We start from the raw sequence: 25776 nt of genomic DNA on the forward strand, positions 1-25776 counted from the left end.
GGGGTGTTGCATGGGGGCTGTGAGCCCACAGCCCTCCACCCCCGACCCGCGCCACACCGTCGAGACCGTCTTCCGTATGGAGTCGCCACGCATCATCGCCGGCGTCGCCCGTATCGTCCGGGACGTCGGGATCGCCGAGGAGCTGGCGCAGGACGCGCTCGTCGCCGCGTTGGAGCAGTGGCCGCGGGACGGGGTGCCCGACAATCCGGGGGCCTGGCTCATGGCCACTGCCCGCCGCCGTGCCGTCGACCTGATCCGCCGCCGGGAGAACTACGCCCGCAAGCTGGCCGAGATGGGGCGGGACCTGTCGGACGTGGCACCGCCCAAGGAGCCCGCCGACCCCGACGACATCGACGACGACCTGCTCCGGCTGGTCTTCACCGCCTGCCACCCGGTCCTGTCCGCCGAGGCCCGCACCGCCCTCACCCTGCGTCTGCTCGGCGGCCTGACCACGGCCGAGATCGCCCGCGCGTTCCTGGTGCCGGAGCCGACGGTCGCCCAGCGCATCGTCCGTGCCAAGCGCACCCTCGCGCAGAAGAACGTCGCCTTCGAGGTGCCGTACGGCCCCGACCGCGAGGCCCGGCTCGGCTCGGTCCTGGACGTCATCTATCTGATCTACAACGAGGGTTACGCCGCCACGGCAGGCGACGACTGGCTGCGCCCGGCGCTGTGCGAGGACGCCCTGCGGCTGGCCCGCGTACTGTCCGCCCTGATGCCCAAGGAACCGGAGGTCCACGGACTGACCTCCCTCCTGGAGTTCCAGACGTCCCGCGCGGCCGCCCGCACCGGCCCCGACGGCGCACCGATCCTCCTCAAGGACCAGAACCGCGCCCGCTGGAACCGCATGCTCATCGCCCGTGGCATCACCGCCCTCGACCGCGCCGGTGCCACCTCCCCCACTCTCGGCTCCGCTCGAGCGGGGGGACCCCCATCCGGCGCCCCGGGCCGGTACGTCCTCCAGGCCACGATCGCCGCATGCCACGCCATGGCCTACTCGTACGAGGAGACCGACTGGCCGAGGATCGCCACCCTGTACGCCCTGCTCGCCGTCCGCGCCCCGTCCCCGGTCGTGGAACTCAACCGCGCGGTCGCCGTGTCGATGGCGGAGGGACCGGAACCGGCCCTGGAGATCGTCGACGCCCTGACCGCCGAACCCGCCCTGCGGGACTACCACTTGCTGCCCAGCGTCCGCGGGGATCTGCTGCTGCGGCTGGGGCGCGGGGAAGAGGCATGGGCCGAGTTCGTAAGGGCGGCTGAACTGACGCGCAACGAACGCGAGCGGGAACTGCTCCTGCGCCGGGCCGCCGAGGCGTCCTGATCAGACCGGGTGCCCCAGGAGCATGGTGGGCGCCCCGGCGACCCTGGTCAGGAACACCGTCGCCGAGTTCGGCCCCTGAGGCTTGACCTTCCGCCGCAGCTCCTCCGGCTCGACCGCCGACCCCCGCTTCTTCACGGTCAGGATCCCGACCTCCCGCTCCCGCAGCAGCGCCTTCAACTTCTTGACGTTGAAGGGAAGCTGGTCGGTGATCTCGTAGGCGGAGGCGTACGGCGTCGGCCGCAGCTCGTCGGAGGTCACGTACGCGATCGTGGCGTCGACCAGCCCGCCGTCGAGCTGTTCGGCGGCCTCGGCGACCAGATGGGCGCGGATGACGGCGCCGTCGGGCTCGTACAAGTACCGTCCGACAGGCCGGACTCGGGGATCCGGCAGTCCCCTTCCCAGCAGCGTCCGCGGCCCCGGCAACAGCGTCGCGCGCACGGCCCCCGCCCCGGTGCCGAACCACAGCACCGCCTCCTTCACGTCCCCGCCGTCCGAGATCCACTCGGCCTCGGCGTCGGCGGGGACGGCTTCGTGCGGGATGCCGGGGGCGACCTTCAGGGCGGCGTGCGGTGCCGTGCGGGCGGCCTCGATCGCCCAGGACAGCGGTGGCGAGTAGGCCTCCGGATCGAAGATCCGCCCGCCCGTCGCCCGACCACCACCCCTCATCGACGCGCTTCGCGCGCCCCCTCCTGATCGGCCGCCCCGCCTCGCCGGGTCGACGAACACGGCGTCGTAGCCGGCCGTATCCACCTCCATGACATCCGCCTCCCGCACCTCCACCAGCCCGGCGAGCCCCAGCACCTCGGCGTTCGCCCGCGCCACCGCCACCGTCAGCGGATCCCGGTCCACGGCGAGCACCCGGATCCCGGCCCGCGCCAGCGCGATCGCGTCCCCGCCGATCCCGCAGCACAGGTCGGCGACGGACCGTACGCCCATCGCCCACAAGCGCTCGGCCCGATACGTCGCCACGCTCGCCCGGGTCGACTGCTCGACCCCGTTCGGCGTGAAGAACATCCGCTCGGCGTCCGCGGCCGCGAACTTCGCCGCCGCCCGCTGCCGCAGTCGCGCCTGCCCGAGCGCCGCCGACACCAGCTCGGCGGGATGCTCACGGCGCAGCCGGGTGGCGACGGCGAGTTCGTCGGCGGGGGCGGTGCCGCGCACCGCGTCGAGGAGGGCGCGGCCCTCGGGGGTGAGGAGGGGAGCGAGGTCGTTCACCGGCTCATTGTGGGCCAGTCGGTGGACCGTACGCCTCCGGCGGCGGTGTCGGGCCGGGTTCGCGACGGCGGCCTGCGAAGATCCGGGACCATGCGACTAGTAGTACAAAATGACAAAAAGGGTGCGGTGTGCCGGGTGCCCGTCCGCGGCGGCCTCGCCGTGCTGGGCGTCGCCGCTCTCGCCGCGGGCTGCGCGCAGGGCTTCGACTCCGACGTCCGGCCGGCCCCCGGTCAGCAGAACCTGGAGGCACCCCCGGCCCAGGCCCTCGACCGGTACGCGGGCAGGCTGTACGCCGCGCACCGGGCCCGCGTCGCGGCGGCGAAGCGCTGGGGTCTGGCCAATGTTCCGCTGACGGCCCCCTCACCCCCCGCCGTGAAACCGAGGATCACCACTCGCAAGGGCTTCGAGGTCGACGGCCACCGGGAACGGAACCTCCCCCCGGTCTTCACCACCATCCCGACCCGGCAGAAGGTCGTCTTCCTGACCATCGACGACGGTGCCGAGAAGGACCGGGCGTTCCTGCGGATGATGAGCGAGCTGAAGATCCCGTACACCGCCTTCCTCAGCGACTACCTGGTCAAGGAGGACTACGGCTATTTCAAGAAGATGCAGGACCGGGGAGTGGTCCTGAACAACCACACCCTGCACCACCCCTACCTGCCGGGCCTGTCGTACCTCGGCCAGAAGCGGGAGATCTGCGGCATGCAGCGCGTGATCGAGAGGCGCTACGGCAAGCGCCCCACCCTCTTCCGCCCGCCATTCGGCAACTACGACGAGGACACCCTGCGCGCCGCCAAGGCCTGCGGCATCAGGTACGTGCCCCTGTGGAACGAGGAGGTCTTCGTCGACCGCTGGGAGTACCGCGAGTGGGACCGGGACCTCCATCCGGGTGACATCGTCCTCAGTCACTTCCGGGGCCGGGACGACTGGAAGGGCACAATGCCGGACATGATCCGCCGGTTCCTGAACAAGGTCACGGACAGGGGGTACGCCGTGGCCCGCCTGGAGGACTACCTGTGAGGCGACCGCGGGGCCCGCTGGCGGGGACGCTGGTGGCCGCCGTCCTGCTGACGGGCTGCGCCCTCGGCTCCGTCGAACGGCCGGGGGAGAAGGCGGCCGAGCGGGTGGGATCGCACGGATCGGCCGACGAACGGGGGGTGGGTGCGCAGCCGTACCGCCGCTGGGGCCTCGAGGCCCCGCTCCCTCCGGCCCCGAAGCCGGCCGCCCGGCCCCCCGCCACCCGCACGGCGGGCCCGGCCCTCCCACCCGTCGTCCGTCACATCCGCACGCCCGACAAGGTCGTCTTCCTGACCTACGACGACGGCGCCGAGAAGGATCCGCGCTTCGTCGACATGGTCCGTGAGCTACGGCTCCCGGTCAGCATGTTCCTCACGGACAGTGTCGTCGGCCCGGGGTACGGCCACTTCGCACGCCTGCGGTCGGTCGGCGCGAGCATCCAGAACCACACCCTCGACCACCCCGCCCTGCGCGGCCTGCCCTACGCCGGCCAGCGCGCCGAGATCTGCGGCCAGCAGAACAAGCTCAAGTCCCGCTTCGGCGTCCGCCCCCGCCTCTTCCGCCCGCCCTACGGCACGTACGACACGACGACACTCCGCGCGGCAGCCGACTGCGGCATCTCGGCGGTCGTCCTGTGGCGGGCGTCGATGGAGGACACCGGACTGACGTTCACGCAGGGCGGGAGCCGGTTGCGGGCGGGCGACATCGTGTCGGTGACCTCGGGGGAGGCGACCGGCCTGACGCTGGTGGAACGAACGGCGAGGCTGCTGCGGGAGGTGCGCGGGAAGGGGCTGACGGTGGGACGCCTGGAGGACTACCTGTAAGGGGGCTGAGCGTTCCAGCGCCGGCCGAGCCGTCTCAGCCGTCCGGCGTTTGAGGACGAGGCCCGCCGCCCCCGCGCCGCACGGAACTGGCACTCCGCTTGACCGAGTGCTAACCGCGGTCATAGTCTCAGCTCTGGCACTCCCCCCTGGAGAGTGCCAACAACGCGACGGGCAGGTCCGGCACCCGCGACGACGGATCGACCTGGTCGCCACCTCAGACAGTTAACCCCGTGAGATCTCCGAAGGGGGAGGTCGGATCGTGACGACCGCCAGCTCCAAGGTTGCCATCAAGCCGCTTGAGGACCGCATCGTGGTCCAGGCCGTCGAGGCCGAGCAGACCACGGCCTCTGGCCTGGTCATCCCGGACACTGCCAAGGAGAAGCCCCAGGAGGGCGTCGTCCTGGCCGTGGGCCCGGGCCGTTTCGAGAACGGCGAGCGTCTTCCGCTCGACGTCAAGACCGGCGATGTCGTGCTGTACAGCAAGTACGGCGGCACCGAGGTGAAGTACAACGGCGAGGAGTACCTCGTCCTCTCGGCTCGCGACGTGCTCGCGATCATCGAGAAGTAATTCGCTTCACCGCACGTTTTCTTCGAGCTGCGCCCCTGGCCCCCCGCGACCATTAATCAGCCGGGCGCCCGGGGCGCAGTCCGTTCATCTCCATTTTCCGAGAGGGCTACGCTCCCATGGCGAAGATCCTGAAGTTCGACGAGGACGCCCGTCGCGCCCTCGAGCGCGGCGTCAACAAGCTCGCCGACACGGTCAAGGTGACGATCGGCCCCAAGGGCCGCAACGTCGTCATCGACAAGAAGTTCGGCGCCCCCACCATCACCAACGACGGCGTCACCATCGCCCGCGAGGTCGAGGTCGACGACCCGTACGAGAACCTCGGCGCCCAGCTGGTGAAGGAGGTGGCGACCAAGACCAACGACATCGCGGGTGACGGCACCACCACCGCCACCGTGCTCGCCCAGGCGCTGGTCCGCGAGGGCCTGCGGAACGTCGCCGCCGGCGCGTCCCCGGCCGCCCTGAAGAAGGGCATCGACGCCGCCGTGGCCGCCGTGTCGGAGGACCTCCTGTCCTCGGCCCGGCCGATCGACGAGAAGTCCGACATCGCCGCCGTCGCCGGGCTGTCCGCCCAGGACCAGCAGGTCGGCGAGCTCATCGCCGAGGCGATGGACAAGGTCGGCAAGGACGGTGTCATCACCGTCGAGGAGTCCAACACCTTCGGTCTGGAGCTGGACTTCACCGAGGGCATGGCCTTCGACAAGGGTTACCTGTCGCCGTACTTCGTGACGGACCAGGAGCGCATGGAGGCCGTCCTCGACGACCCGTACATCCTGATCCACCAGGGCAAGATCTCCGCGATCGCGGACATGCTGCCGCTGCTGGAGAAGGTCATCCAGGCCAACTCCTCCAAGCCGCTGCTGATCATCGCCGAGGACGTCGAGGGCGAGGCCCTGTCGACCCTGGTCGTGAACAAGATCCGCGGCACCTTCAACGCGGTCGCGGTCAAGGCGCCCGGCTTCGGCGACCGCCGCAAGGCGATGCTGCAGGACATGGCGGTCCTCACCGGTGCCACGGTCGTCTCCGAGGAGGTCGGCCTCAAGCTCGACCAGGTCGGCCTGGAGGTGCTGGGCTCCGCCCGCCGCGTCACGGTCACCAAGGACGACACCACTCTCGTCGACGGCTCCGGCAAGTCCGAGGACGTCCAGGGCCGCGTCGCACAGATCAAGGCCGAGATCGAGAACACCGACTCCGACTGGGACCGCGAGAAGCTCCAGGAGCGCCTCGCGAAGCTGGCCGGCGGCGTGTGCGTGATCAAGGTCGGCGCCGCCACCGAGGTGGAGCTGAAGGAGAAGAAGCACCGTCTGGAGGACGCCATCTCCGCGACCCGCGCCGCGGTCGAGGAGGGCATCGTCTCCGGTGGTGGCTCCGCGCTCGTCCACGCCGCCAAGGTGCTGGAGGGCAGCCTCGGCAAGACCGGCGACGAGGCCACCGGTGTCGCCGTCGTCCGCCGCGCGGTCGTCGAGCCGCTGCGCTGGATCGCCGAGAACGCCGGCCTGGAGGGTTACGTCATCACCGCCAAGGTCGCCGAGCTCGACAAGGGCCAGGGCTTCAACGCCGCCACCGGCGAGTACGGCGACCTGATCAAGCAGGGCGTCATCGACCCGGTCAAGGTCACCCGCTCCGCCCTGGAGAACGCCGCCTCCATCGCCTCCCTCCTGCTCACGACCGAGACCCTGGTCGTCGAGAAGAAGGAAGAGGAGGAGCCGGCCGCCGGCGGCCACAGCCACGGCCACGCCCACTGAGGCACCGACGGCTCCAAGAAGCCCCCGTTTCCGCAGGGAACGGGGGCTTCTCCCGTACACGAGGTCACTGTCTTCGGGTCACTTCTCCAACGCGTCGAGCGCCCCGAGCTGCCCCATCAGCCCCAGCCGGTCGTACTGCCACCAGGCCTCGGCGATCTTCCCGTCCACCGTGCACCGGTGGATGGTCGTCCCGGTCATGGTGACGTTCCTGCCGGTGGCCGAGATCCCGAGGAAGTCGCCCTTGTGGGTCCCGTTCCAGGTCCACCGGGTGGCCACGCGATCACCCTGGGCGATCTGGTCCTCGACGGTGAACGCGAAGTCGAACCCGCCCCGCCACATCTCGACCTCGCGCCGGAACGCGTCCAGGCCGATGACGTCCTGCGGGTGGGAGGGATCGTGGTCGTGGTAGTCCTCGATGAGCAGATCGTTGAACGGGGGCAGCTCCCCCTCGGTGGCCAAGGTGTCGAAGAACCTGCGCGCGCTGGCCGCGAACAGCTGCTCGTCCCGCACCACGTCCAGATCGGTGAACGTCGGCATCGTGTCGCACAGGGCGACCATCTCCCGGAAGGTCTGCTCGGTCTCCGGGAGGTTCGAGTTCCGCATCGCCTCCTCGTACGACGGGAACTCCACGATCTCGATGAGGTGCGACGCGTCCGACAGGTCCTTGCCGACCACCGCGTGCGTCGCGGTCCGCTTCCCCTGGGTCTGTTCGACCCACGTGTCCAGCAGCCGGTTCATCTCGTCGAACCGGCTGGTCTTGCAGTCGATGAGTTGTACGAACGTCATGAGCCGCCTCCGGCCCCCCTGGGTCCGGTCTTTCCGTCATGCCCATTTTCCCACCGGAGGCGCCGTCGCTCACCGCGATGACGAGGGCTCACTGCGGCCCGTACTTGCGCCCCGTCTTCGAGGAGATCCCGCCCAGCAGCCCCCTGGGCGCCACCTTCACGACGCCCATGAGCGCCTTGTACCGCGGATCCGGAATCGACACCGACTTCCCGCGCGCGAGGTCGGAAAGGGCCGCCGCCACCAGCTTGTCCGCGTCCAGCCACATCCAGCCGGGGATGTTGTCCGTCCCCATCCCGGCCCGCTGGTGGAACTCCGTCCGCACGAAGCCCGGGCACAGCGCCATCAGCCGCACCCCGCTCCCGGCCAGATCCCGCGCCGCGCCCTGCGTGAACTGCACGACCCACGCCTTGGACGCCCCGTACGTCCCGCGCGGCACGAAGGCGGCGACCGACGCCACGTTGACGACACCGCCCCGCCCCCGCTCCCGCATCGCCTCGGTCGCCGCCGACGTCAGCCGCAGCACCGCCTCGCAGTGCACCTTGAGCATCGTCAGCTCATCGGCCATGGATACGTCGAGAAAGCGCCCCTTGTTGCCGAAGCCCGCGTTGTTGATCAGCAGGTCGACGGGGTCCTTGCGGTCGGCCAGGCGGGCGGCCACCGCCTCGATGCCGTCGTCCGTCGCCAGGTCGGCCGTGACCACCTCCGCCTCGATGCCGTGCCGGTCGTGCAGTTCGGTCGCCTGTTCCCGCAGCCGCTTGGTGTCGCGGGCGACCAGGACGAGGTTGTGCCCGTCCGCCGCCAGCCGTCGTGCGAACGCGGCGCCGATGCCCGCGGTCGATCCCGTGATGAGAGCCGTTGTCATGGCGCAAGGTTAATGACCCGGACTGGGTCCGTCCGCTCCCCGCACAGGGCCTCCCGCCGAGTGAAGACCGGGTGAGCACCCCCTCCCGGTGAACACCTGTCAGACCCCGTGCCGCGCCACGTACTTCCGCGCCGCCTTCAGCGCCTCCGGATGCAGCGCCTCGCCCGCCGGCAGCAGCCGCGGCAGCAGCTGCCGCTCGGTCGTGACCGCGCGGAACTGCAGGGCCACCGTCACGTCGTGGTCCGGCCGGTGCACGATCTCGATCGGGTCGCCCGCCCGGATCTCACCGGGCCGTATCACCCGCAGATACGCCCCCGGCGCCCCCTTCTGCGTGAACCGCTTCACCCACCCCTTCTCACCCATGTGCTCCTGGAAGGTCAGGCAGGGAATCCGCCCACAGGTCACCTCCAGCACCACCTCGGCCCCGACCCGCCAGCGCTCGCCGATCCGCGCGCCGGACACGTCCAGGCCCTCGGTGGTGAGGTTCTCGCCGAACGCGCCGCTCGCCAGCTGCCGCCCCAGCTCACGCTCCCAGTCGTCCAGGTCTTCGCGCGCCACCGCGTACACGGCCTGGTCGTCGCCGCCGTGATGCCGTGTGTCGCAGACGGAGTCCCCGGCCAGCCCGCCGGCCCCGATCCCCTTGGGCCCGGGCGCGGTCACCTTCACCGGCCCTTGGATCGGCTGCTTGTCGATGCCGGTCAGTCCTTCCGGCTGGTCCGTGTACGGCACGGCCCGCGCGCGGCCCAGATTCACCGAGAGAAGCCTCATGGGCGCACGGTAGGCGACCGCGGCCCAAAGTGTCGACGAGGCTTTCTGCGGGATCCCCAAGCTCCGCTTATGCTCGACATGTGATCGAGGCCCGACATCTCCGCGTCCTGCGCGCCGTGGCCGCCACCGGCTCCTTCTCGGCGGCGGGGCGCGAACTGGGCTGCACCCAGCCCGCCGTCAGCCAGCAGATGAAGGCCCTGGAGGCCTCCGTCGGCACGCCCCTGCTGATCCGCAGCGGACGCGAGATGCGGCTGACCCAGGCCGGCGAGGCCCTGGTCCGGCACGCCGCAGGGATCCTCGCCGGACTCACCGCGGCCGAGGAGGAGGTCGCCGCCATCGCCGGCCTGCGTGCGGGCCGCGTCCGGCTGGTCTCCTTCCCCAGCGGCAGCTCCACGCTCGTCCCCACCGCCCTGGCCGCCCTGCGCGCCGAACACCCCGGCACCCGCGTCTCGTTGGAGGAGGCCGAACCGCCGCAGTCCGTCGAACTGCTGCGCGAGGGCGACTGCGACGTGGCCCTCGCCTTCCGGTACGAGGGGGCGCCGGGCGCCGAGGAGTGGAACGACCTCGTGGTGCGGCCCCTGCTGACCGACCGGCTCGTCGCCCTCGTACCCGAACGGCACCGGCTCGCCCGCGCGGAATCCGTCGCCATCGGCGAACTCGCCCGGGAGCCGTGGATCGCGGGCTGCCCGCGCTGTCGCGGCCAGCTGGTCGAGGTGTGCGAGGGCGCCGGATTCACACCCCGCATCGATTTCGCGACCGACGACTATCCGGCGGTGGTGGGCCTGGTGGGCGCCGGCCTCGGCGTCGCCGTACTGCCCCAGCTCGCGGTGGAGTCCGTACGGCCACGAGGCGCGCGCACGGTGACGCTGGAACCGGCGGTGCGGCGGGAGATCGTCGCGCTCACCCTGCCCGACCTGGCACAGGTGCCGGCGGTGGCGGCGACGCTGGAGCAGCTGGCGCGGGCGGCGAGCCGCTGACGGACCACGGTCGCGGCCACGGCCACGGCCACGGACAAAAGACAAGGGCACGCTTGCGCGTGCCCACCTTGCAGAAACGTTCCTTCAGTTGTTCGAGGCGCTGTCCCCGACGGCTGGCGACGCCGACACCAGCCGGTGGCGCGCTCGCCCCATCAATTCCTCGCGCTCGTCCTCGGTCAGTCCGCCCCAGACGCCGTACGGCTCTCTGACCGCCAGCGCGTGCGCCGCGCACTGCGCGCGCACCGGGCACCTCATGCAGACCTCCTTGGCCGAGTTCTCACGAGCGCTCCTGGCCGCACCGCGTTCGCCCTCCGGATGGAAGAAGAGCGAGCTGTCCACCCCTCGACAGGCAGCCAGAAGCTGCCAGTCCCACAGGTCCGCGTTCGGTCCGGGAAGGCGGGAGAAATCTGCCATTGCGTGACCCCTTGTAACCGTTCTGGGAGGTTGTCGATGGGTACGGTGTCTACGACCGTACATCTACGATCTAAGGAGATGAAAATATGACTCATTGCGAATCTAGCCTCAGACACTGGTAAATGGGAAGAAATAGGGCTGAATGGGGCACGGCTTGTGGTGAATCGTTGCGGGTCCGCCGCGCATGTCTGCACCGTGTCCGCACCCTCACGTAGAGTGCCGAAGATGGCACACGGCCCCGTAACTCTTTCGAGTGACCGTCGTTGAGAGTGCGAGGCGGTTGAAACAACAAGTGCTCGGGCAGGTGTCCGAGTCAGTCGACCGCACAGGTGACGATTTCGTACCAGCCTGGAGGCTCAAGGTGACGTGCATCAGCTGCGGAGGGCGGCCATGACATCCGTCCTCGTCTGCGACGACTCCCCGCTTGCCCGAGAGGCGCTCCGGCGCGCGGTCGCGACCGTGCCCGGCGTCGAGCGCGTGACGACGGCGGCCAACGGCGAGGAAGTCCTCCGCCGCTGGGGCGCCGACCGCTCGGACCTGATCCTGATGGACGTACGCATGCCCGGACTGGGCGGCGTCGAGACCGTCCGGCGGCTGCTGTCCGCGGACCCCGGTGCGCGCATCATCATGCTCACCGTCGCCGAGGACCTCGACGGCGTGGCCCTCGCGGTCGCCGCCGGCGCCCGCGGCTACCTGCACAAGGACGCCTCGCGCGCCGAGTTGCGCGCCACCGTCACCCAGGCCCTCGCCGACCCGACCTGGCGCCTGGCCCCGCGCCGGCTGCGCTCCGCCGAGATGGGCGCCGCGCCCACGCTCACCGCGCGTGAGATCCAGGTCCTCGAAGGCATGAGTCACGGCCGTTCCAACGCCGAGATCGGCCGCGAGCTGTTCCTCTCCGAGGACACCGTCAAGACGCACGCCCGGCGGCTGTTCAAGAAGCTCGGCGCCTCGGACCGGGCACACGCGGTGGCTCTCGGCTTCCGCTGGGGCCTGGTGCGCTAGGCGCTCCGCCGGCCGGGCGGCCGAATAGCTGCGGGCCGGCCGTGGCCGGCCGCGCCCGCGCGGCGGAGCCCGCATGTCGATATCGGCCGCGCCCCTTTCGGGGCGCGGTTACGGGGCTGGTCAAGCGGCCTCTTCGGCGCCCGCTGCTCGTTTCGGCGCGGATGCCGCATCCTTGAAGGTGTGGAGTTCCTCGGGGACGAGTCGGTCGAGCGGAAGGGGAGGGCGCAGGGGATGAGTGCCGGCGCACCTGCTCATAACGCTTCAGTGCACAACAACGGGCACGATGCCACGGATCGCGAGACGCCAAGGCACCATGGACCGATGCGCGACGACGAGGCGGTCACTGCCCAGGGGGCGATCGGTGCACTCGTCCATCGTGCCGTCGACGGGGACGAGCAGGCCACGCACGACCTGCTGGCCCATGTCCATCCCCTGGCCCTGCGCTACTGCCGCACCCGGCTGTCGCGCCTGCCGGGCGACGCCCGGCACTTCGTCGAGGACCTCGCCCAGGAGGTCTGCGTCGCGGTCCTCCTCGCCCTGCCGCGCTACCGCGACACCGGACGCCCGTTCGAGGCGTTCGTCTTCGCCATCGCCGCGCACAAGGTCGCGGACCTGCAACGGGCGGCGATGCGCCACCCCGGATCGACGGCCGTCCCGTCCGACGAGATGCCGGAACGCCCGGACGACTCCCTGGGCCCGGAAGAGCGCGCACTGCTGAGCAGCGACGCCGAATGGGCCAAGAAGCTGCTGGCCAACCTGCCCGAGAACCAGCGGGAGCTGCTGCTGCTGCGGATCGCGGTCGGGTTGACGGCGGAGGAGACGGGTCAGATGTTGGGAATGTCACCCGGTGCGGTCCGAGTGGCGCAGCACAGGGCGCTGAGTCGGCTGCGGGCACTGGCCGAGCAGTAGGCCCTTGGGGAGGCGGCGCCTTGAACGGGCGATGCGCCGGTTCCGTACGAACATACGAAGCCCTCGGGCACCCCGAACCGTGGAATTCGGGACCCTTGCTTCCCGTTAGCATGGACATCCGCACCGATCAAGGCCATTTGGGGAAGGTGTCATGACTGCCAACGTCGACGGAGTGCCCGGTAAATTCGCGACACTCGGGCTGACCTACGACGACGTGCTGCTGCTGCCGGGCGCCTCTGAAGTGCTCCCCAACGCGGTCGACACCTCGTCCCGCATCTCACGCAACGTCCGTGTGAACATCCCGCTCCTGTCGGCGGCGATGGACAAGGTGACCGAGTCCCGGATGGCGATCGCCATGGCCCGCCAGGGCGGCGTCGGTGTGCTGCACCGCAACCTCTCCGTCGAGGACCAGGTCAACCAGGTCGACCTGGTGAAGCGGTCCGAGTCCGGCATGGTCACCGACCCGATCACGGTGAACCCCGACGCGACGCTGGCCGAGGCCGACGCCCTGTGCGCCAAGTTCCGCATCAGCGGCGTGCCGGTCACCGACGGCGCCGGCAAGCTGCTCGGCATCGTCACCAACCGCGACATGGCCTTCGAGACCGACCGCTCGCGTCAGGTCCGCGAGGTCATGACCCCGATGCCGCTGGTCACCGGCAAGGTCGGCATCTCCGGCGCCGACGCCATGGAGCTGCTGCGCCGCCACAAGATCGAGAAGCTTCCCCTGGTCGACGACGCGGGCATCCTCAAGGGCCTCATCACGGTCAAAGACTTCGTCAAGGCCGAGCAGTACCCCCGGGCCGCCAAGGACGCCGAGGGCCGGCTGATCGTCGGTGCCGCCGTCGGCGCCAGCCCCGAGGCCCTGGAGCGCGCCCAGGCCCTCGCCGAGGCCGGCGTGGACTTCCTGGTCGTCGACACCTCTCACGGCCACAACAGCAACGCCCTCAGCTGGATGTCGAAGATCAAGTCGAGCGTCTCCGTCGACGTGATCGGCGGCAACGTCGCCACGCGTGACGGCGCCCAGGCCCTGATCGACGCGGGCGTCGACGGCATCAAGGTCGGCGTGGGCCCCGGCTCGATCTGCACCACCCGCGTCGTCGCCGGCATCGGCGTCCCGCAGGTCACCGCCATCTACGAGGCGTCCCTCGCGGCCCGCCCGGCAGGCATCCCGCTGATCGGCGACGGCGGCCTGCAGTACTCCGGCGACATCGGCAAGGCGCTGGCCGCCGGTGCCGACGCGGTGATGCTGGGGAGCCTCCTCGCGGGCTGCGAGGAGTCGCCGGGCGAGCTGCAGTTCATCAACGGCAAGCAGTACAAGTCGTACCGCGGCATGGGCTCGCTCGGCGCGATGCAGTCCCGCGGCCAGGCCAAGTCGTACTCCAAGGACCGCTACTTCCAGGCCGACGTCGGCGCCGACGACAAGCTCGTCCCCGAGGGCGTCGAGGGCCAGGTGCCCTACCGCGGCCCGCTGGGCAACGTGCTGCACCAGCTCGTCGGCGGTCTGCGCCAGACCATGGGCTACGTGGGCGCCGCCACCATCGAGCAGATGGAGTCCAAGGGCCGCTTCGTCCGGATCACGTCGGCGGGCCTGAAGGAGAGCCACCCGCACGACATCCAGATGACGGTCGAGGCGCCGAACTACAGCCGTAAGTGACGGTGTGAAGCGACGGCACTGTGACGGCGTGAAGTGACCGCCACGCGCGCGTAGAGCGCGTTCGAGTCGGCCGAGGGCGGTCCCGGAGCATCCGGGGCCGCCCTTGTCGTACCCGTCGGCGATACTGGAAGACGCTGGAACGCATCAGGGAAAGGCCACACACGTGACTGAGATCGAGATCGGGCGCGGCAAGCGCGGCCGCCGGGCGTACGCCTTCGACGACATCGCGGTCGTCCCCAGCCGCCGTACGCGGGACCCGAAGGAGGTCTCGATCGCCTGGCAGATCGACGCCTACCGTTTCGAGCTGCCCTTCCTGGCCGCCCCCATGGACTCGGTCGTCTCCCCGGCCACCGCGATCCGTATCGGCGAGCTCGGCGGCCTCGGCGTACTGAACCTCGAGGGCCTGTGGACGCGGTACGAGGACCCGCAGCCGCTGCTCGACGAGATCGTCGGCCTGCCCGTCGAGGCGGCCACCCGCCGCCTCCAGGAGATCTACGCCGCTCCCATCAAGGAGGAGCTGATCGGGCAGCGTCTGAAGGAGGTGCGCGACTCGGGCGTGGTCACCGCGGCCGCGCTCTCCCCGCAGCGCACCGCCGAGTTCTCCAAGGTGGTGGTGGACGCGGGCGTGGACATCTTCGTCATCCGCGGTACGACGGTCTCGGCGGAGCACGTCTCCGGCTCGCACGAACCGCTGAACCTGAAGCAGTTCATCTACGAACTCGACGTCCCGGTGATCGTCGGCGGCTGCGCCACGTACACCGCGGCCCTGCACCTGATGCGCACGGGCGCGGCGGGCGTCCTCGTCGGCTTCGGCGGCGGCGCCGCGCACACCACGCGCAACGTGCTGGGCATCCAGGTCCCCATGGCGACCGCGGTCGCCGACGTGGCGGCGGCCCGCCGGGACTACATGGACGAGTCCGGCGGCCGGTACGTGCACGTGATCGCCGACGGTGGCGTCGGCTGGTCCGGCGACCTGCCCAAGGCGATCGCCTGCGGCGCCGACGCGGTGATGGTGGGCTCGCCGCTGGCCCGGGCCACGGACGCGCCGGGCAAGGGCCACCACTGGGGCATGGAGGCGGTCAACGAGGAACTGCCGCGCGGCAAGAAGGTGGACCTGGGCACGGTGGGCACGCTTGAGGAGGTCCTCACGGGGCCGTCCCACACGCCGGACGGGTCGATGAACTTCTTCGGGGCGCTGCGGCGGGCGATGGCGACCACCGGGTACAGCGAGCTGAAGGAGTTCCAGCGGGTCGAGGTGACGGTGGCGGACTCGCAGCACAAGCGGTAGGCCGGTAGGCCGTACGGCTTCGAGGGCTCGGACCTGTGTGGTCCGGGCCCTTTTGCGTGTCCAAGTGGGCCTCGTGGGGCGCGATTTGCGGAAGGGTGCCCCGGCCCTCGGGGCCCGGCCCGAACTCCGACGTGCTGCCTACCGGGCCTCTAGGCGGCGTCGTGGAAGGGGGCGCCTATGGGCAGCCACCGCAAGCCCACCCGCTGGGATCGACTCCGTCTGTGGATGGTGAAGTGCCGGAGGAGGTGGATCTTGTGGATTCCCGGATGGTGAGCGGCCACCCTTACAAGGACTAGGGGTAGGCACCCGTAACCGGAGCCCGCTGCCGGGCCAGCGGGATCCGTCCTCGTACGCTACCGATGCGAGAGCGCCCCACGCCACCGGCCCCAAAGCCACAACCACCCACGCGCCCCCTTCACAACCTGTGCGCCGCCCCCGTAGGCGTAGCCCCCCGTGTATCCAGCAGCAACTGCGCCTTCACCGACAACCCCTGCAGGTCATACGTCCGATGCTGCTGAAGCAGGATCGTCAGGTCGGCATCGACGGCGGCCTCGTAAAGGGAGTCCGCGCGCGGAACCGGGCGGTCCAGGACACTCCACGACGGGACGTGCGGGTCGTGGTAGCTGACCGAGGCGCCCAGTTCCATCAGGCGGATCGCGATCTCCTGGGCGGGAGTGGCCTGTTGGTCGGCGAGGTCGGGCTTGTAGGTGACGCCGAGGAGGAGGACGCGGGCGCCTCGGGCCGACTTTCCGTGCTCGTTGAGGAGGGTCGCCGCGCGCTGGATGACGTAACGGGGCATGTGGCTGTTGACCTGCTGGGCCAGTTCCACCATGCGCAGAGTGCGGCCGGAGTGGCTGCCGGTCAGGTCCTGAGGGACGGAGTGGCCGCCGACGCCGGGGCCGGGGCGGAAGGCCTGGAAGCCGAACGGCTTGGTCTCCGCGCAGCGGATGACGTCCCACAGGTCGACGCCCAAGTCGTGGCAGAGGACGGCCATCTCGTTGACGAGGGCGATGTTGACGTGCCGGTAGTTGGTCTCCAGGAGCTGCACGGTTTCCGCTTCGCGGGGTCCACGCGCGCGTACCACCTTGTCGGTGAGGCGGCCGTAGAAGGCGGCGGCCGACTCGGTGCAGGCGGGGGTGAGGCCGCCGATCACCTTGGGGGTGTTGGCGGGGGTGAAGTCGCGGTTGCCGGGGTCGACGCGGCTGGGGGAGTAGGCGAGGTGGAAGTCGCGGCCCGCGCGCAGTCCGGAGCCCTCTTCGAGGAGCGGGCGCAGGAACTCCTCGGTGGTGCCCGGGTGCACGGGGGACTCCAGGATCACCGTGGTGTGCGGGCGCAGATGCGCGGCCAGGGTGCGGGCGGCGGCCTCCACCTGGCCGAGGTCGAGGCCGCCGTCCGCGTCCCGTGGGGTGGGGGCGCAGATGACAGCGGTGCGCACCCGGCCGAGCTCGGCCGGGGACGTGGTCGGCCGGAAGCCCCCTGCGAGCATCCGGCGCACTTCGGCGGGGCTGAGGGAGCCGGCCTCGGGTCCGGTCCGGTACCCGAGTGTGGGGATGCCGGCGGCGACGGCGGCCTGGGCCAGGGGCAGGCCGTACGGGCCGAGTCCGATGACGGCGAGATCTGCGGGCATGGCGGTGGGCCGTCCTTCCCAGTAGCCGAAGCGGGACAGGTGCGCAAGCCCAGTGGACAGGATGGACCAGCGCAATGTCACACTAGGAGTAAATATGACCGTTATGTGGGATTGATGACGTGTGTCTTCCCGCGGGTCTGTGACGGCCTTCCCGCAGGGGCGTGTCCGTCTGCCAGCGGGTCCGTGAAAGTTGTCCACAGGCTGGGGCGCGTGGTGGCTGAACTCGGGCAAGCCGGTCAGAATTTTGGGCATGGGGGATACGTGACCGGGTCACTCCCCAGGGGTGCGACCGGCGCGACCTACAGCGGGAGGCAGCAGTGAGGACAGCGACACTCGGGCCGGCGCAGCGCGCCGAGTCACTCGCATCAATGGCCGAGCGTGAACTGGACGTGCTGGTCGTGGGAGCGGGCGTGGTCGGCGCGGGCACCGCGCTGGACGCCGTGACCCGGGGCCTGTCCACGGGCCTGGTCGAGGCGCGTGACTGGGCGTCCGGCACCTCGAGCAGGTCCAGCAAGCTGATTCACGGCGGCCTGCGCTATCTGGAGATGCTCGACTTCGCGCTCGTCCGGGAGGCGCTGAAGGAGCGCGGGCTGCTGCTGGAGCGGCTCGCGCCGCATCTGGTGAAGCCGGTGCCGTTCCTCTACCCGTTGCAGCACAAGGGCTGGGAGCGGCTGTACGCCGGTTCGGGCGTCGCGCTCTACGACGCCATGTCGATGGCCCGCGGGCACGGCCGGGGCTTGCCCGTCCACCGTCATCTGAGCCGCCGTCACGCCCTGCGGGTAGCGCCCGCTCTGAAGAAGGACGCGCTGGTCGGAGCGTTGCAGTACTACGACGCCCAGATGGACGACGCCCGCTTCGTGGCGACGCTCGTGCGCACTGCGGCGGGGTACGGCGCGAAGGTGGCCAACCGCGCGCGTGTGACCGGATTCCTGCGCGAGGGAGAACGCGTCGTCGGCGCCCGGGTGCAGGACGTGGAGGCGGGCGGGGAGTACGAGGTCCGCGCCAAGCAGGTCGTCAACGCGACCGGAGTGTGGACCGACGACACCCAGGCGATGGTGGGCGAGCGGGGGCAGTTCCACGTACGGGCGTCCAAGGGCATCCACCTGGTCGTGCCCAAGGACCGGATCCACTCGACGACCGGGCTGATCCTGCGTACCGAGAAGTCCGTGCTGTTCGTCATCCCGTGGGGCCGGCACTGGATCATCGGCACCACGGACACCGACTGGGACCTCGACAAGGCGCACCCCGCCGCGTCCAGCGCCGACATCGACTACCTGCTGGAACATGTGAACTCGGTGCTGGCGGTGCCGCTGACCAGGGACGACGTCCAGGGTGTGTACGCGGGGCTGAGGCCCCTGCTGGCCGGCGAGTCGGATGCCACCAGCAAGCTGTCGCGCGAGCACACCGTGGCGCATCCGGTGCCCGGGCTCGTCGTCGTGGCGGGCGGCAAGTACACGACGTACCGGGTGATGGCCAAGGACGCGGTGGACGCGGCCGTGCACGGACTCGACCTGCGGGTCGCCGAGTGCGTGACCGAGGACGTTCCGCTGCTGGGGGCGGAGGGCTACCGGGCGCTGTGGAACGCGCGAGCGCGGATAGCCTCGCGGACGGGCCTTCACGTGGTGCGCGTGGAGCACCTGTTGAACCGGTACGGGGCGATGGCGGAGGAGGTACTCGAACTCGTCGCCGCGGACACCTCGCTGGGCGAGCCCCTGCAGGCCGCCGACGACTATCTGCGCGCCGAGATCGTGTACGCCGCCTCGCACGAGGGCGCGCGGCACCTGGACGACGTGCTGACCCGGCGCACCCGCATCTCCATCGAGACCTTCGACCGGGGCGCGCGCAGCGCCCGCGAGGCCGCCGAGCTGATGGCGCCGGTGCTGGGCTGGGACAAGGACCAGATCGAGCGCGAGGTCGAGCACTACCAGAAGCGGGTGGAGGCCGAGCGGGAGTCGCAGCGGCAGCCGGACGATCTGACGGCGGACGCGGCGAGGCTGGGGGCGCCGGACATCGTGCCGTTGTAGGTCGTCCCAGCGCGGGCCACCGATCCGGCGCGGCTGCCCGGGCTCGGGCGAACGTCACTCGAACGAGTGGCGCGAACCGGGATCTTCGTTCGGAACCCGGCCGTTCTACGGGGTGCGAGGGCAGAACTCGGCGGCGAGCAAGGCCGCTTCGATGCCGGGATCAGCCATCGCAGTCGTGTTCACGCGGAAGGTGAGGACACGGCGGCCGTCGACCGTGGCTGCGGTGCGCACGTAGCTGCCGGTGATCCGGCCGTTGTGCCCCCACACCGTGGTGCCGCACGGCAGCCTCACCGGAAACAGCCCCATGCCGTACGAGCCGTGTGCGGTACGGGTGTCGAGCATCTCGCGCAGCCAGTGCGGGGGCAGGAGCCGTCCGCCGAGCAGGGCGGCGTAGAAGCGGTCCAGGTCGGCGAGGGTCGTCACCAGCTCGCCCGCGGCTCCGGCCACCCGCGGGTCGAGTTCGGTGACGTCGGTTCCGTCGGCGGCGTAGGCACGGCCGTGCGGGGAGGGGAGACGTGTGCGGGACCCAGGAAAGGAGGTGCCCGTCAGACTCAGCGGAGCGATGACGCGGTGCTCGGCCTCGACGGCGTACGAGCGGCCGGTGACCTGCTCGATGACCAGGCCGAGCAGGACGTAGTTGGTGTTCGAGTAGTGGTAGCGGCCGGGGTCGGCCAGGGGATGGGTGAGTGCGATGCGTACGGCCTGACGAGGGGTGAGGGGGACGACGCCGCCGGTGTCCGCGGTGAAGTCGTACAGGCCGCTGGTGTGGGTGAGCAGGGCGCGCAGGGTCAGCGCGCGGCCCTCGTCGCCCGCTCCGCGCACCAGACCGGGCAGGTGCTGTTCCACGGTGTCGGACAGTTTCAGCCGGTGTTCGGCGGCCAGTTGCAGGACGACCGTCGCGACGAAGGTCTTCGTGATGCTGCCCGCCCGGAAGCGGTCGGTGCGGGCGATGCCCCAGCCGGCCTGGGCGTAGCGGGTGTCGGTCTCCTCGCGGGCCAGCAGGGCCGCGGCGGGCGCGCCGCCCCGCGCGACCAGGAGCGGAAGGAGTGTGCCCGAGGGCGCGACCGAGGGCGCCGAGGAGGCGGCCGAGCCCAGGGAGAGGAGGACCAGGGACACGGGCACGGCCAGTAACGTCCGAAGCGGCCGCATCACGAATCCTCCCTTGTCGCGGCCCATCATGCAGACCGGCGGAACGGCGGTTCACCGGGGACCCCGCGTGTGGAGCACTCCGGGGGCAGCCAGGGGCACCCGGGGCGTCGGGCACTTGTCGGGTGAGGGACAATGGAGGCTCTGTCAGGGCGGGTTGTATGAGGGGACGCATGTCGGAGGCGGAGAGGGCGGGGACATCTCGTCAGGAGACTCGTCAGGACAACCGTGGGCGTCTCCTCGCGGGGCGGTACCGGCTGGGTGAAGTGCTCGGCCGCGGCGGCATGGGCACGGTGTGGCGGGCCGAGGACGAGACGCTGGGCCGGACGGTCGCCGTCAAGGAGCTGCGGTTCCCGTCCAACATCGACGAGGACGAGAAACGGCGGCTGATCACGCGCACGCTGCGCGAGGCCAAGGCGATCGCGCGGATCCGCAACAACAGCGCGGTGACGGTCTTCGACGTGGTCGACGAGGACGACCGGCCGTGGATCGTGATGGAGCTCGTCGAGGGCAAGTCGCTCGCCGAAGTCATCCGGGAGGACGGCCTGCTGGAGCCCAGGCGTGCGGCGGAAGTCGGTCTGGCGGTCCTCGACGTGCTGCGGTCCGCGCACCGCGAGGGCATCCTGCACCGCGACGTGAAGCCGTCGAACGTGCTGATCTCCGAGGACGGCCGGGTTGTGCTCACCGACTTCGGCATCGCCCAGGTCGAGGGCGACCCGTCGATCACCTCGACCGGCATGCTCGTCGGCGCGCCCTCCTACATCTCCCCGGAGCGGGCCCGCGGCCACAAGCCGGGACCGGCGGCCGACCTGTGGTCGCTGGGCGGCTTGCTGTACGCGTCGGTCGAGGGTGTCCCGCCCTACGACAAGGGCTCGGCGATCGCGACCCTGACCGCCGTGATGACCGAGCCGCTGGAGGAGCCGAAGAACGCTGGGCCGCTGAAGGACGTCATCTACGGCCTGCTCACCAAGGATCCCGCCAAGCGGCTCGACGACGCGGGCGCGCGCACGATGCTCAACGCGGTGATCCACGCGCCCGAGCCGAAGGCGGCCGAGCCGGAGCCGCCGCTGGACGCGACGAAGGTCGTACCGCTGCCGGTGCCGCCCGAGGAGCGTACGGACCGGCGGAGTTCGGGCGGCGGCAGCGGGAGCAAGCGGGGCGAGGAGGCGGCCGAGCGGTTCCGCGGGGCGCTGCGTTCCGTGCGGAAGGCCGCCGGGGCGGCGGGGGCGGCGGCCTCTTCCGCGGCGTCATCCGCGGCCACGACCCGTGACAAGTCCGGTGGCGGGGCGGGTGTCTCGGATGCCGGTGGGGATGCGGCGGGCTCGGGGTCCGGCTCCGGTACGGCGGCTTCGGGGTCCGGCGGTGGTACGGGCGCTGTGGGTTCCGGCTCTGACGCGAAGGCTTCGGGCGCCGGCTCCGGTACGGCGACCTCAGGTTCCGGATCCCGTAAGGCGGTTTCGGGCCCCGGGGGCGGCACGGGCGTCTCGGGTTCCGGTGCGGGCGTTCCCTCGGACAAGGAGGCGTCGAGTGTGTCGACGGCGTCGGCTTCGAGTGGGGTCTCCGGTGCACAAGGCCACGAGCAGGGTGCGCGGAGAACGGGTGCCGCGTCGACGGGCGGGGCGAACAGCGCTGCGTCGGGCGGTGCGGTGTCGGGTGGTGCGTCGAGCGGACGGAGCTCCGGGTGGCCCGTGATGACGCCGCCGGACATGCCGCCGCGGCCCGTGCCCAGGGCGCCGCTCACCGATGTGGTGCCGCGGCGGACCCTGGTGATCATCGCGGTGGTCGTGGTGCTCGCCGTGATCGGAACCGTGCTGGCGCTCATGTTCGGCGGTGACGGCGAGAGCTCCGACGGGGCCAAGGGCGGCGGCACCAAGGTGACGGCGGGCGCGAGCGCGAGTGCCGACACCAAGGACGACGAGAACGGCGGCACCCGTACGGACGGCGCGGCGACCGAGTCCGCGACGACGGGCTCGGGGTCGCAGAGCACACCGAGTGGCGGGGCGAGCGCCTCCGAGGGCGCCGGTGCGGGCTCGGACGGTTCCTCCGGTTCCGCCGGCGACAACGCGGTGGCCTCGACGCACCAGGGGAGCCAGGGGTACTCGCTCGGGCTGCCCAAGGGGTGGGACTACCAGTCCACGGGTTCGGCGGGGGATCGTTTCACCGGCCCCGACGGGCAGAAGCTGCTCGTCGCCTGGACGTCCACGCCGAAGGGCGACCCGGTGGCGGACTGGAAGAGCCAGGAGCGGTACATGACGCGCTCCCAGTACAAGAGGATCCGCATAGAGCAGGTGGACTACCGCGGTTGGAACGCGGCCGACTGGGAGTTCACCTATGTGGAGAGCGGGACGAAGTACCGGACCATCGACCGTGGCTTCGTCGTCAACGACCAACTCGGATATGCGCTGATGTACACGGCGAAAGCCGCCAAGTGGGACAGCGAGCTGCGCGAGAACACATGGCGGACGCTGGCGGAGACCTTCGAACCGAAGTCGTGAGGGAACGGCCTGGCGTCCCGGACATTGAGATCGGGCGTCAGATCTGCCATCCCCTCTTTGCGGGTTGCCTCCGGCACGTATCGTGAGTGCTTGCGGACCGTACGCATCCAGGAATGCATGCGGAACGGGCCGCGAGGCGAACGGAATTGACCAACCGGGCGGCCGGGGGAGGCAACGTGGACGACTATGCGGGCCGGGTACTCGCCGACCGCTACCGCCTGCCGCTGCCGCCGTCCGACGAGTACGAACTCACCGAGACCCGGGCCTTCGACACCTACAGCGGGCAGGAAGTCCTGGTCAGGCAGGTGCCGTTGCCGGAGGTCGTCGAGGCGGAGGTGCTCGACGCGGAGGGGCTGCCGGACGGTTTCACGGCACGGGACCCGCGGGACCGTGGGGCGCGGCGACCGCAGGCGCGCACCGGCCCACGGCGGCCGGCCGACCCTGCCGTACAGCGGGCCGTGGAGGCCGCGCAGGCCGCCGCGCGGATCCCCGACCATCCCCGGCTGGACCAGGTCTTCGACGTGTTCGCCGACGGTGGTTCGCTGTGGATCGTCAGCGAGTTGGTGTCGGCGCGGCCGCTGGCGGCGCTGCTCGCCGAGCAGCCGCTGACGCCGTACCGGGCGGCCGAGGTCGCCTCCGACGTCCTCACGGCACTGCGGGTGTTGCACGCCCATGGCTGGGTGCACCGGAACATCACCGCCCGCACGGTGCTCGTCTGCGACGACGGCCGTGTGATGCTGACCGGCCTCGCGGTCGGCGCGGCGGAGGAGGCACTGTGCGGGTACGACCCGGTGCCGGCCGAGGCGGGGGAGTGGGGCGGCGAGTTCGGTGACGCCGGTGGATCCCATGGGGACGGTGGTTCCCAGGGGCACGGTGGTTCCCATGGAGGCGGTGGCCTCCATGGGCCCGGTGGATTCGGTGGTCCCGGCCCCGGCGGTCCCGGTGTGTCCGGCGGTCCCGGTGTGTCCGGTGGTGCCCACGGGGGCGGCGGTGCGGTCGGGTTCGGCGGGGCGGATCCCGAGGCCGCTCGGCGGGCGGCCATCGAGGCTCGGGCGGCCGGGGGATTGCCGGCTGCCGGGTCGGACGTGGCGAACGGGGTGAACCGGGCGGACGGGGCGTCGTCCGAGCTCGCCCCCAGAGCCGTCGACACCGGTGCGGACATCAGGGCGGCGCGGGCCGGTGCGATCGCCGCGTATCGCGCGGGGGCGCGGGCCGCGGCCCGGGTCCAGGAGGCCCAGCAGAACGGACGGACGGCACTGCCGGGGGCACGTCCCGCCCCGGGAGGCAACCCGGCGGCCCTGCCCGGGGCCCGCTCCGCCCCCGAAGGCGCCCCGGCCGCACCAGCCCACGGCTCGACGCAGCCGCCGTACCCCGGCCCGAACGGCGTGCAACACCCGCCGGGTGTCGAGCCGCCGGGACAGATCGCCGACCCCTACGGCGTGCGCACCACCACCCCGTGGCACGGCGCCGCGCCCCGCACCGGAACCGGCGGCACGCCGCCGCCCGGAGACACCGGGGCCACCGGAGGCAACGGACAAGGCGGCCAGGGCCATACGGCGCTGTCTCCCGGCGGAAACGGCGGCGCCACACCGCACATCGCCGGTGGCCGCACCACGGACTTCGGCGCGCCCGCCCCCGCCCCCGGCTTCGGCACGCCCGTCTCGGACCGCGGTACCCCCGCCCCCGGCACCCCCACCCGCTGGGACGACCTCGCCGCGAAGGCGCCCGTGCGGCGTGGCGGGCCCGCCACCGCGCTGGCGGCCGAGCGGGCGCGGCAGGCGCGGATGGCGGTGGTGGGGCCCGTGACCGAGCGGTGGGCGCCGGAGCAGGCCGGACCCGTGCACGAGAACTGGCAGTTGGCGGCGCCGATCGGGCCCGCGACCGACCTGTGGGCGTTGGGCGCGCTGCTCTTCCGTGCAGTACAGGGGCACGCGCCGTATCCGGAGGAGTCGACGGCCGAGCTCGTGCAGATGGTGTGTGCCGAGCCGCCCGCCTTCGCCGAGGAGTGCGGGCCGCTGCGGCCGGTCGTGGAGTCACTGCTGCGCCAGGACCCCACCGAGCGGCTCGACTTCGAGGAGCTGCGCGGCTGGCTGCGTTCGCTGGTGCGCTCGGCGCCCGAGCCCGAGGCCGGTGCGCACGTCGTCGCGGCTCCGCCCTCCGACACGAGCCGGCTGCCGATCGTACGGCGGCGGGGCGAGCTGGTACGGCGGCGGCGTGCCGGGCTGCCCGCGCACCACGGGCGGCACAAGCGGGCTCGGGAGGAGGTCCGTTCGCCGCGCAGACTCGGCCGGAACCTGCTTGTGCTGATCCTGCTCGCACTGGCCGCCGCGATCGTGTATGCCATGTACTTCATGCCGAAGGCGGAGCCCGGCGCGGAGGGTGGCACGGACCGGACCGGTGCCGCCGGTGAAGTCAGCCCGGCGCCCGAGCCGTCCTCGGAGGCGAACAGCGAGCCCCGGCCCGACCAGACCTCGCCGGGGACCGACGACAGCCCCTCGTCGTCCGCCGGTGCCGGCGAGACGCAGACCACCGGCCCCCAGGTCGCCGACGGCTTCACCCTGCGCAAGGACACGGAGGGCTTCCAGGTCGCCGTCGCCAACGGCTGGGACCGCACCCCGGTGAACGGGCGCGGTCAGGTCGTGTACGCGCACGGGAACTTCGAGCTCATCGTCGTACCGGGACGGGACACCGCGGACGAGGACGGCACCGATCCCATGGTGTACCAGCGGGAGAAGGAGCCGGAGCTGCAGCCGTACCGCGACTCCAGTTGGGCCACCGCCACCGGGTTGAAGACGATCCAGGTGGGCGGACGGACCATGGCCGAGGGGCAGTTCACCTGGACCGGCGACGACGGGCGCGAGCTGTTCGTGCGCAATCTCGCGATGCTGATCGACGGGAAGTACCACGTGGTGCAGGTGCGCGGCCCGGAGGCCGAGCGGGACGAGGTGTCCCGGCTGCACGAGCAGGCGTCGGCGACCTATCAGGTCACGGGCTGAACGCGCCCCCTCGACGCCGAGTGACAGTTGAGCGCTTACTGGCGGCGACAACCATCACAGTGCGGTTTCCTTGGCACCCCCGTGGTTCCCCGCACCTCGGGCGGTCCTTAGTCTGACCCTGTCAAGAGCATTGCGGGGCAACGT

At 71.3% G+C, this 25776-nt stretch carries 20 protein-coding genes; 13 read left to right on the forward strand and 7 right to left on the reverse strand.

What is annotated here, in order from left to right:
* Positions 1 to 10: 10 nt before the first annotated feature.
* Positions 11 to 1318, forward strand: a complete 1308-nt coding sequence (locus ABT063_RS32090) for an RNA polymerase sigma factor (protein WP_351063174.1) — start codon at positions 11 to 13, stop codon at positions 1316 to 1318.
* Here the strand turns inward: ABT063_RS32090 and ABT063_RS32095 are convergent, their stop codons facing one another.
* On the reverse strand, positions 1319 to 2533 hold the full coding sequence (locus ABT063_RS32095) for a class I SAM-dependent methyltransferase (RefSeq protein ID WP_351063175.1): 1215 nt from the start codon (positions 2531 to 2533) through the stop codon (positions 1319 to 1321). It lies immediately after the preceding gene.
* A 90-nt stretch (positions 2534 to 2623) separates the two neighbouring features.
* On the opposite strand from ABT063_RS32095, the gene ABT063_RS32100 reads away from it, so the two are divergent.
* From ABT063_RS32100 to groL, 4 genes are all read left to right on the forward strand, one after another.
* Positions 2624 to 3553, forward strand: coding sequence for a polysaccharide deacetylase family protein (locus ABT063_RS32100; RefSeq protein WP_351063177.1), 930 nt, complete (start codon positions 2624 to 2626; stop codon positions 3551 to 3553).
* On the forward strand, positions 3550 to 4374 hold the full coding sequence (locus ABT063_RS32105) for a polysaccharide deacetylase family protein (RefSeq protein WP_351063178.1): 825 nt from the start codon (positions 3550 to 3552) through the stop codon (positions 4372 to 4374). The genes ABT063_RS32100 and ABT063_RS32105 overlap by 4 nt, the downstream gene beginning before the upstream one ends.
* A gap of 259 nt (positions 4375 to 4633) precedes the next feature.
* Positions 4634 to 4942 carry a co-chaperone GroES gene (groES, locus tag ABT063_RS32110; protein ID WP_095747815.1) on the forward strand — a complete coding sequence of 103 codons (309 nt, stop codon included), beginning with the start codon at positions 4634 to 4636 and terminating at the stop codon, positions 4940 to 4942.
* A gap of 116 nt (positions 4943 to 5058) precedes the next feature.
* Positions 5059 to 6684, forward strand: a complete 1626-nt coding sequence (groL, locus tag ABT063_RS32115) for a chaperonin GroEL (RefSeq protein WP_351063180.1) — start codon at positions 5059 to 5061, stop codon at positions 6682 to 6684.
* A 78-nt stretch (positions 6685 to 6762) separates the two neighbouring features.
* Here groL and ABT063_RS32120 read toward each other — a convergent pair whose 3' ends face one another.
* The 3 genes from ABT063_RS32120 to ABT063_RS32130 form a co-directional block, all read right to left on the reverse strand.
* The gene (locus ABT063_RS32120; protein WP_351063182.1) at positions 6763 to 7470 is read right to left on the reverse strand and encodes an ester cyclase; all 708 of its coding nucleotides are present in this window, start codon (positions 7468 to 7470) and stop codon (positions 6763 to 6765) included.
* Between the two features lie 88 nt (positions 7471 to 7558).
* Positions 7559 to 8332 carry an SDR family NAD(P)-dependent oxidoreductase gene (locus ABT063_RS32125; protein ID WP_351063184.1) on the reverse strand — a complete coding sequence of 258 codons (774 nt, stop codon included), beginning with the start codon at positions 8330 to 8332 and terminating at the stop codon, positions 7559 to 7561.
* Positions 8333 to 8431: 99 nt separating this feature from the next.
* Complete coding sequence (locus tag ABT063_RS32130; RefSeq protein ID WP_351063185.1) at positions 8432 to 9100, reverse strand: MOSC domain-containing protein; 669 nt, start codon at positions 9098 to 9100, stop codon at positions 8432 to 8434.
* Positions 9101 to 9180: 80 nt separating this feature from the next.
* On the opposite strand from ABT063_RS32130, the gene ABT063_RS32135 reads away from it, so the two are divergent.
* Positions 9181 to 10077 carry a LysR family transcriptional regulator gene (locus ABT063_RS32135; protein ID WP_351063187.1) on the forward strand — a complete coding sequence of 299 codons (897 nt, stop codon included), beginning with the start codon at positions 9181 to 9183 and terminating at the stop codon, positions 10075 to 10077.
* 84 nt (positions 10078 to 10161) lie between these two features.
* Here the strand turns inward: ABT063_RS32135 and ABT063_RS32140 are convergent, their stop codons facing one another.
* Positions 10162 to 10491, reverse strand: coding sequence for a WhiB family transcriptional regulator (locus ABT063_RS32140; protein WP_351063189.1), 330 nt, complete (start codon positions 10489 to 10491; stop codon positions 10162 to 10164).
* Between the two features lie 390 nt (positions 10492 to 10881).
* Between ABT063_RS32140 and ABT063_RS32145 the strand changes: the two genes are divergently transcribed.
* From ABT063_RS32145 to ABT063_RS32160, 4 genes are all read left to right on the forward strand, one after another.
* A complete protein-coding gene (locus tag ABT063_RS32145) occupies positions 10882 to 11493 on the forward strand; it encodes a response regulator transcription factor (RefSeq protein ID WP_003948568.1) in 612 nt (203 codons plus the stop codon).
* 321 nt (positions 11494 to 11814) lie between these two features.
* Positions 11815 to 12402 carry a sigma-70 family RNA polymerase sigma factor gene (locus tag ABT063_RS32150; RefSeq protein ID WP_124439837.1) on the forward strand — a complete coding sequence of 196 codons (588 nt, stop codon included), beginning with the start codon at positions 11815 to 11817 and terminating at the stop codon, positions 12400 to 12402.
* 151 nt (positions 12403 to 12553) lie between these two features.
* Positions 12554 to 14056, forward strand: coding sequence for an IMP dehydrogenase (gene guaB / locus ABT063_RS32155; protein ID WP_351063191.1), 1503 nt, complete (start codon positions 12554 to 12556; stop codon positions 14054 to 14056).
* A 163-nt stretch (positions 14057 to 14219) separates the two neighbouring features.
* A complete protein-coding gene (locus ABT063_RS32160; RefSeq protein ID WP_351063193.1) occupies positions 14220 to 15344 on the forward strand; it encodes a GuaB3 family IMP dehydrogenase-related protein in 1125 nt (374 codons plus the stop codon).
* Between the two features lie 415 nt (positions 15345 to 15759).
* On the opposite strand, the gene ABT063_RS32165 is transcribed toward ABT063_RS32160, so the two are convergent.
* Positions 15760 to 16971, reverse strand: coding sequence for a nucleotide sugar dehydrogenase (locus tag ABT063_RS32165; protein ID WP_351063195.1), 1212 nt, complete (start codon positions 16969 to 16971; stop codon positions 15760 to 15762).
* Positions 16972 to 17288: 317 nt separating this feature from the next.
* On the opposite strand from ABT063_RS32165, the gene ABT063_RS32170 reads away from it, so the two are divergent.
* Complete coding sequence (locus tag ABT063_RS32170) at positions 17289 to 18995, forward strand: glycerol-3-phosphate dehydrogenase/oxidase (RefSeq protein WP_351063196.1); 1707 nt, start codon at positions 17289 to 17291, stop codon at positions 18993 to 18995.
* A gap of 105 nt (positions 18996 to 19100) precedes the next feature.
* Here ABT063_RS32170 and ABT063_RS32175 read toward each other — a convergent pair whose 3' ends face one another.
* On the reverse strand, positions 19101 to 20144 hold the full coding sequence (locus ABT063_RS32175; protein WP_351063198.1) for a serine hydrolase domain-containing protein: 1044 nt from the start codon (positions 20142 to 20144) through the stop codon (positions 19101 to 19103).
* A 170-nt stretch (positions 20145 to 20314) separates the two neighbouring features.
* Between ABT063_RS32175 and ABT063_RS32180 the strand changes: the two genes are divergently transcribed.
* Both ABT063_RS32180 and ABT063_RS32185 read left to right on the forward strand, forming a co-directional pair.
* A complete protein-coding gene (locus tag ABT063_RS32180; RefSeq protein WP_351063200.1) occupies positions 20315 to 22636 on the forward strand; it encodes a serine/threonine-protein kinase in 2322 nt (773 codons plus the stop codon).
* Between the two features lie 176 nt (positions 22637 to 22812).
* Positions 22813 to 25632 (forward strand): serine/threonine kinase C-terminal domain-containing protein, encoded by a 2820-nt coding sequence (locus ABT063_RS32185; protein WP_351063202.1) that lies wholly within the window; start codon positions 22813 to 22815, stop codon positions 25630 to 25632.
* Positions 25633 to 25776: the final 144 nt, after the last annotated feature.

Source organism: Streptomyces sp. NPDC002838 (genome assembly GCF_040295365.1).
Taxonomy (GTDB): Bacteria; Actinomycetota; Actinomycetes; order Streptomycetales; family Streptomycetaceae; genus Streptomyces.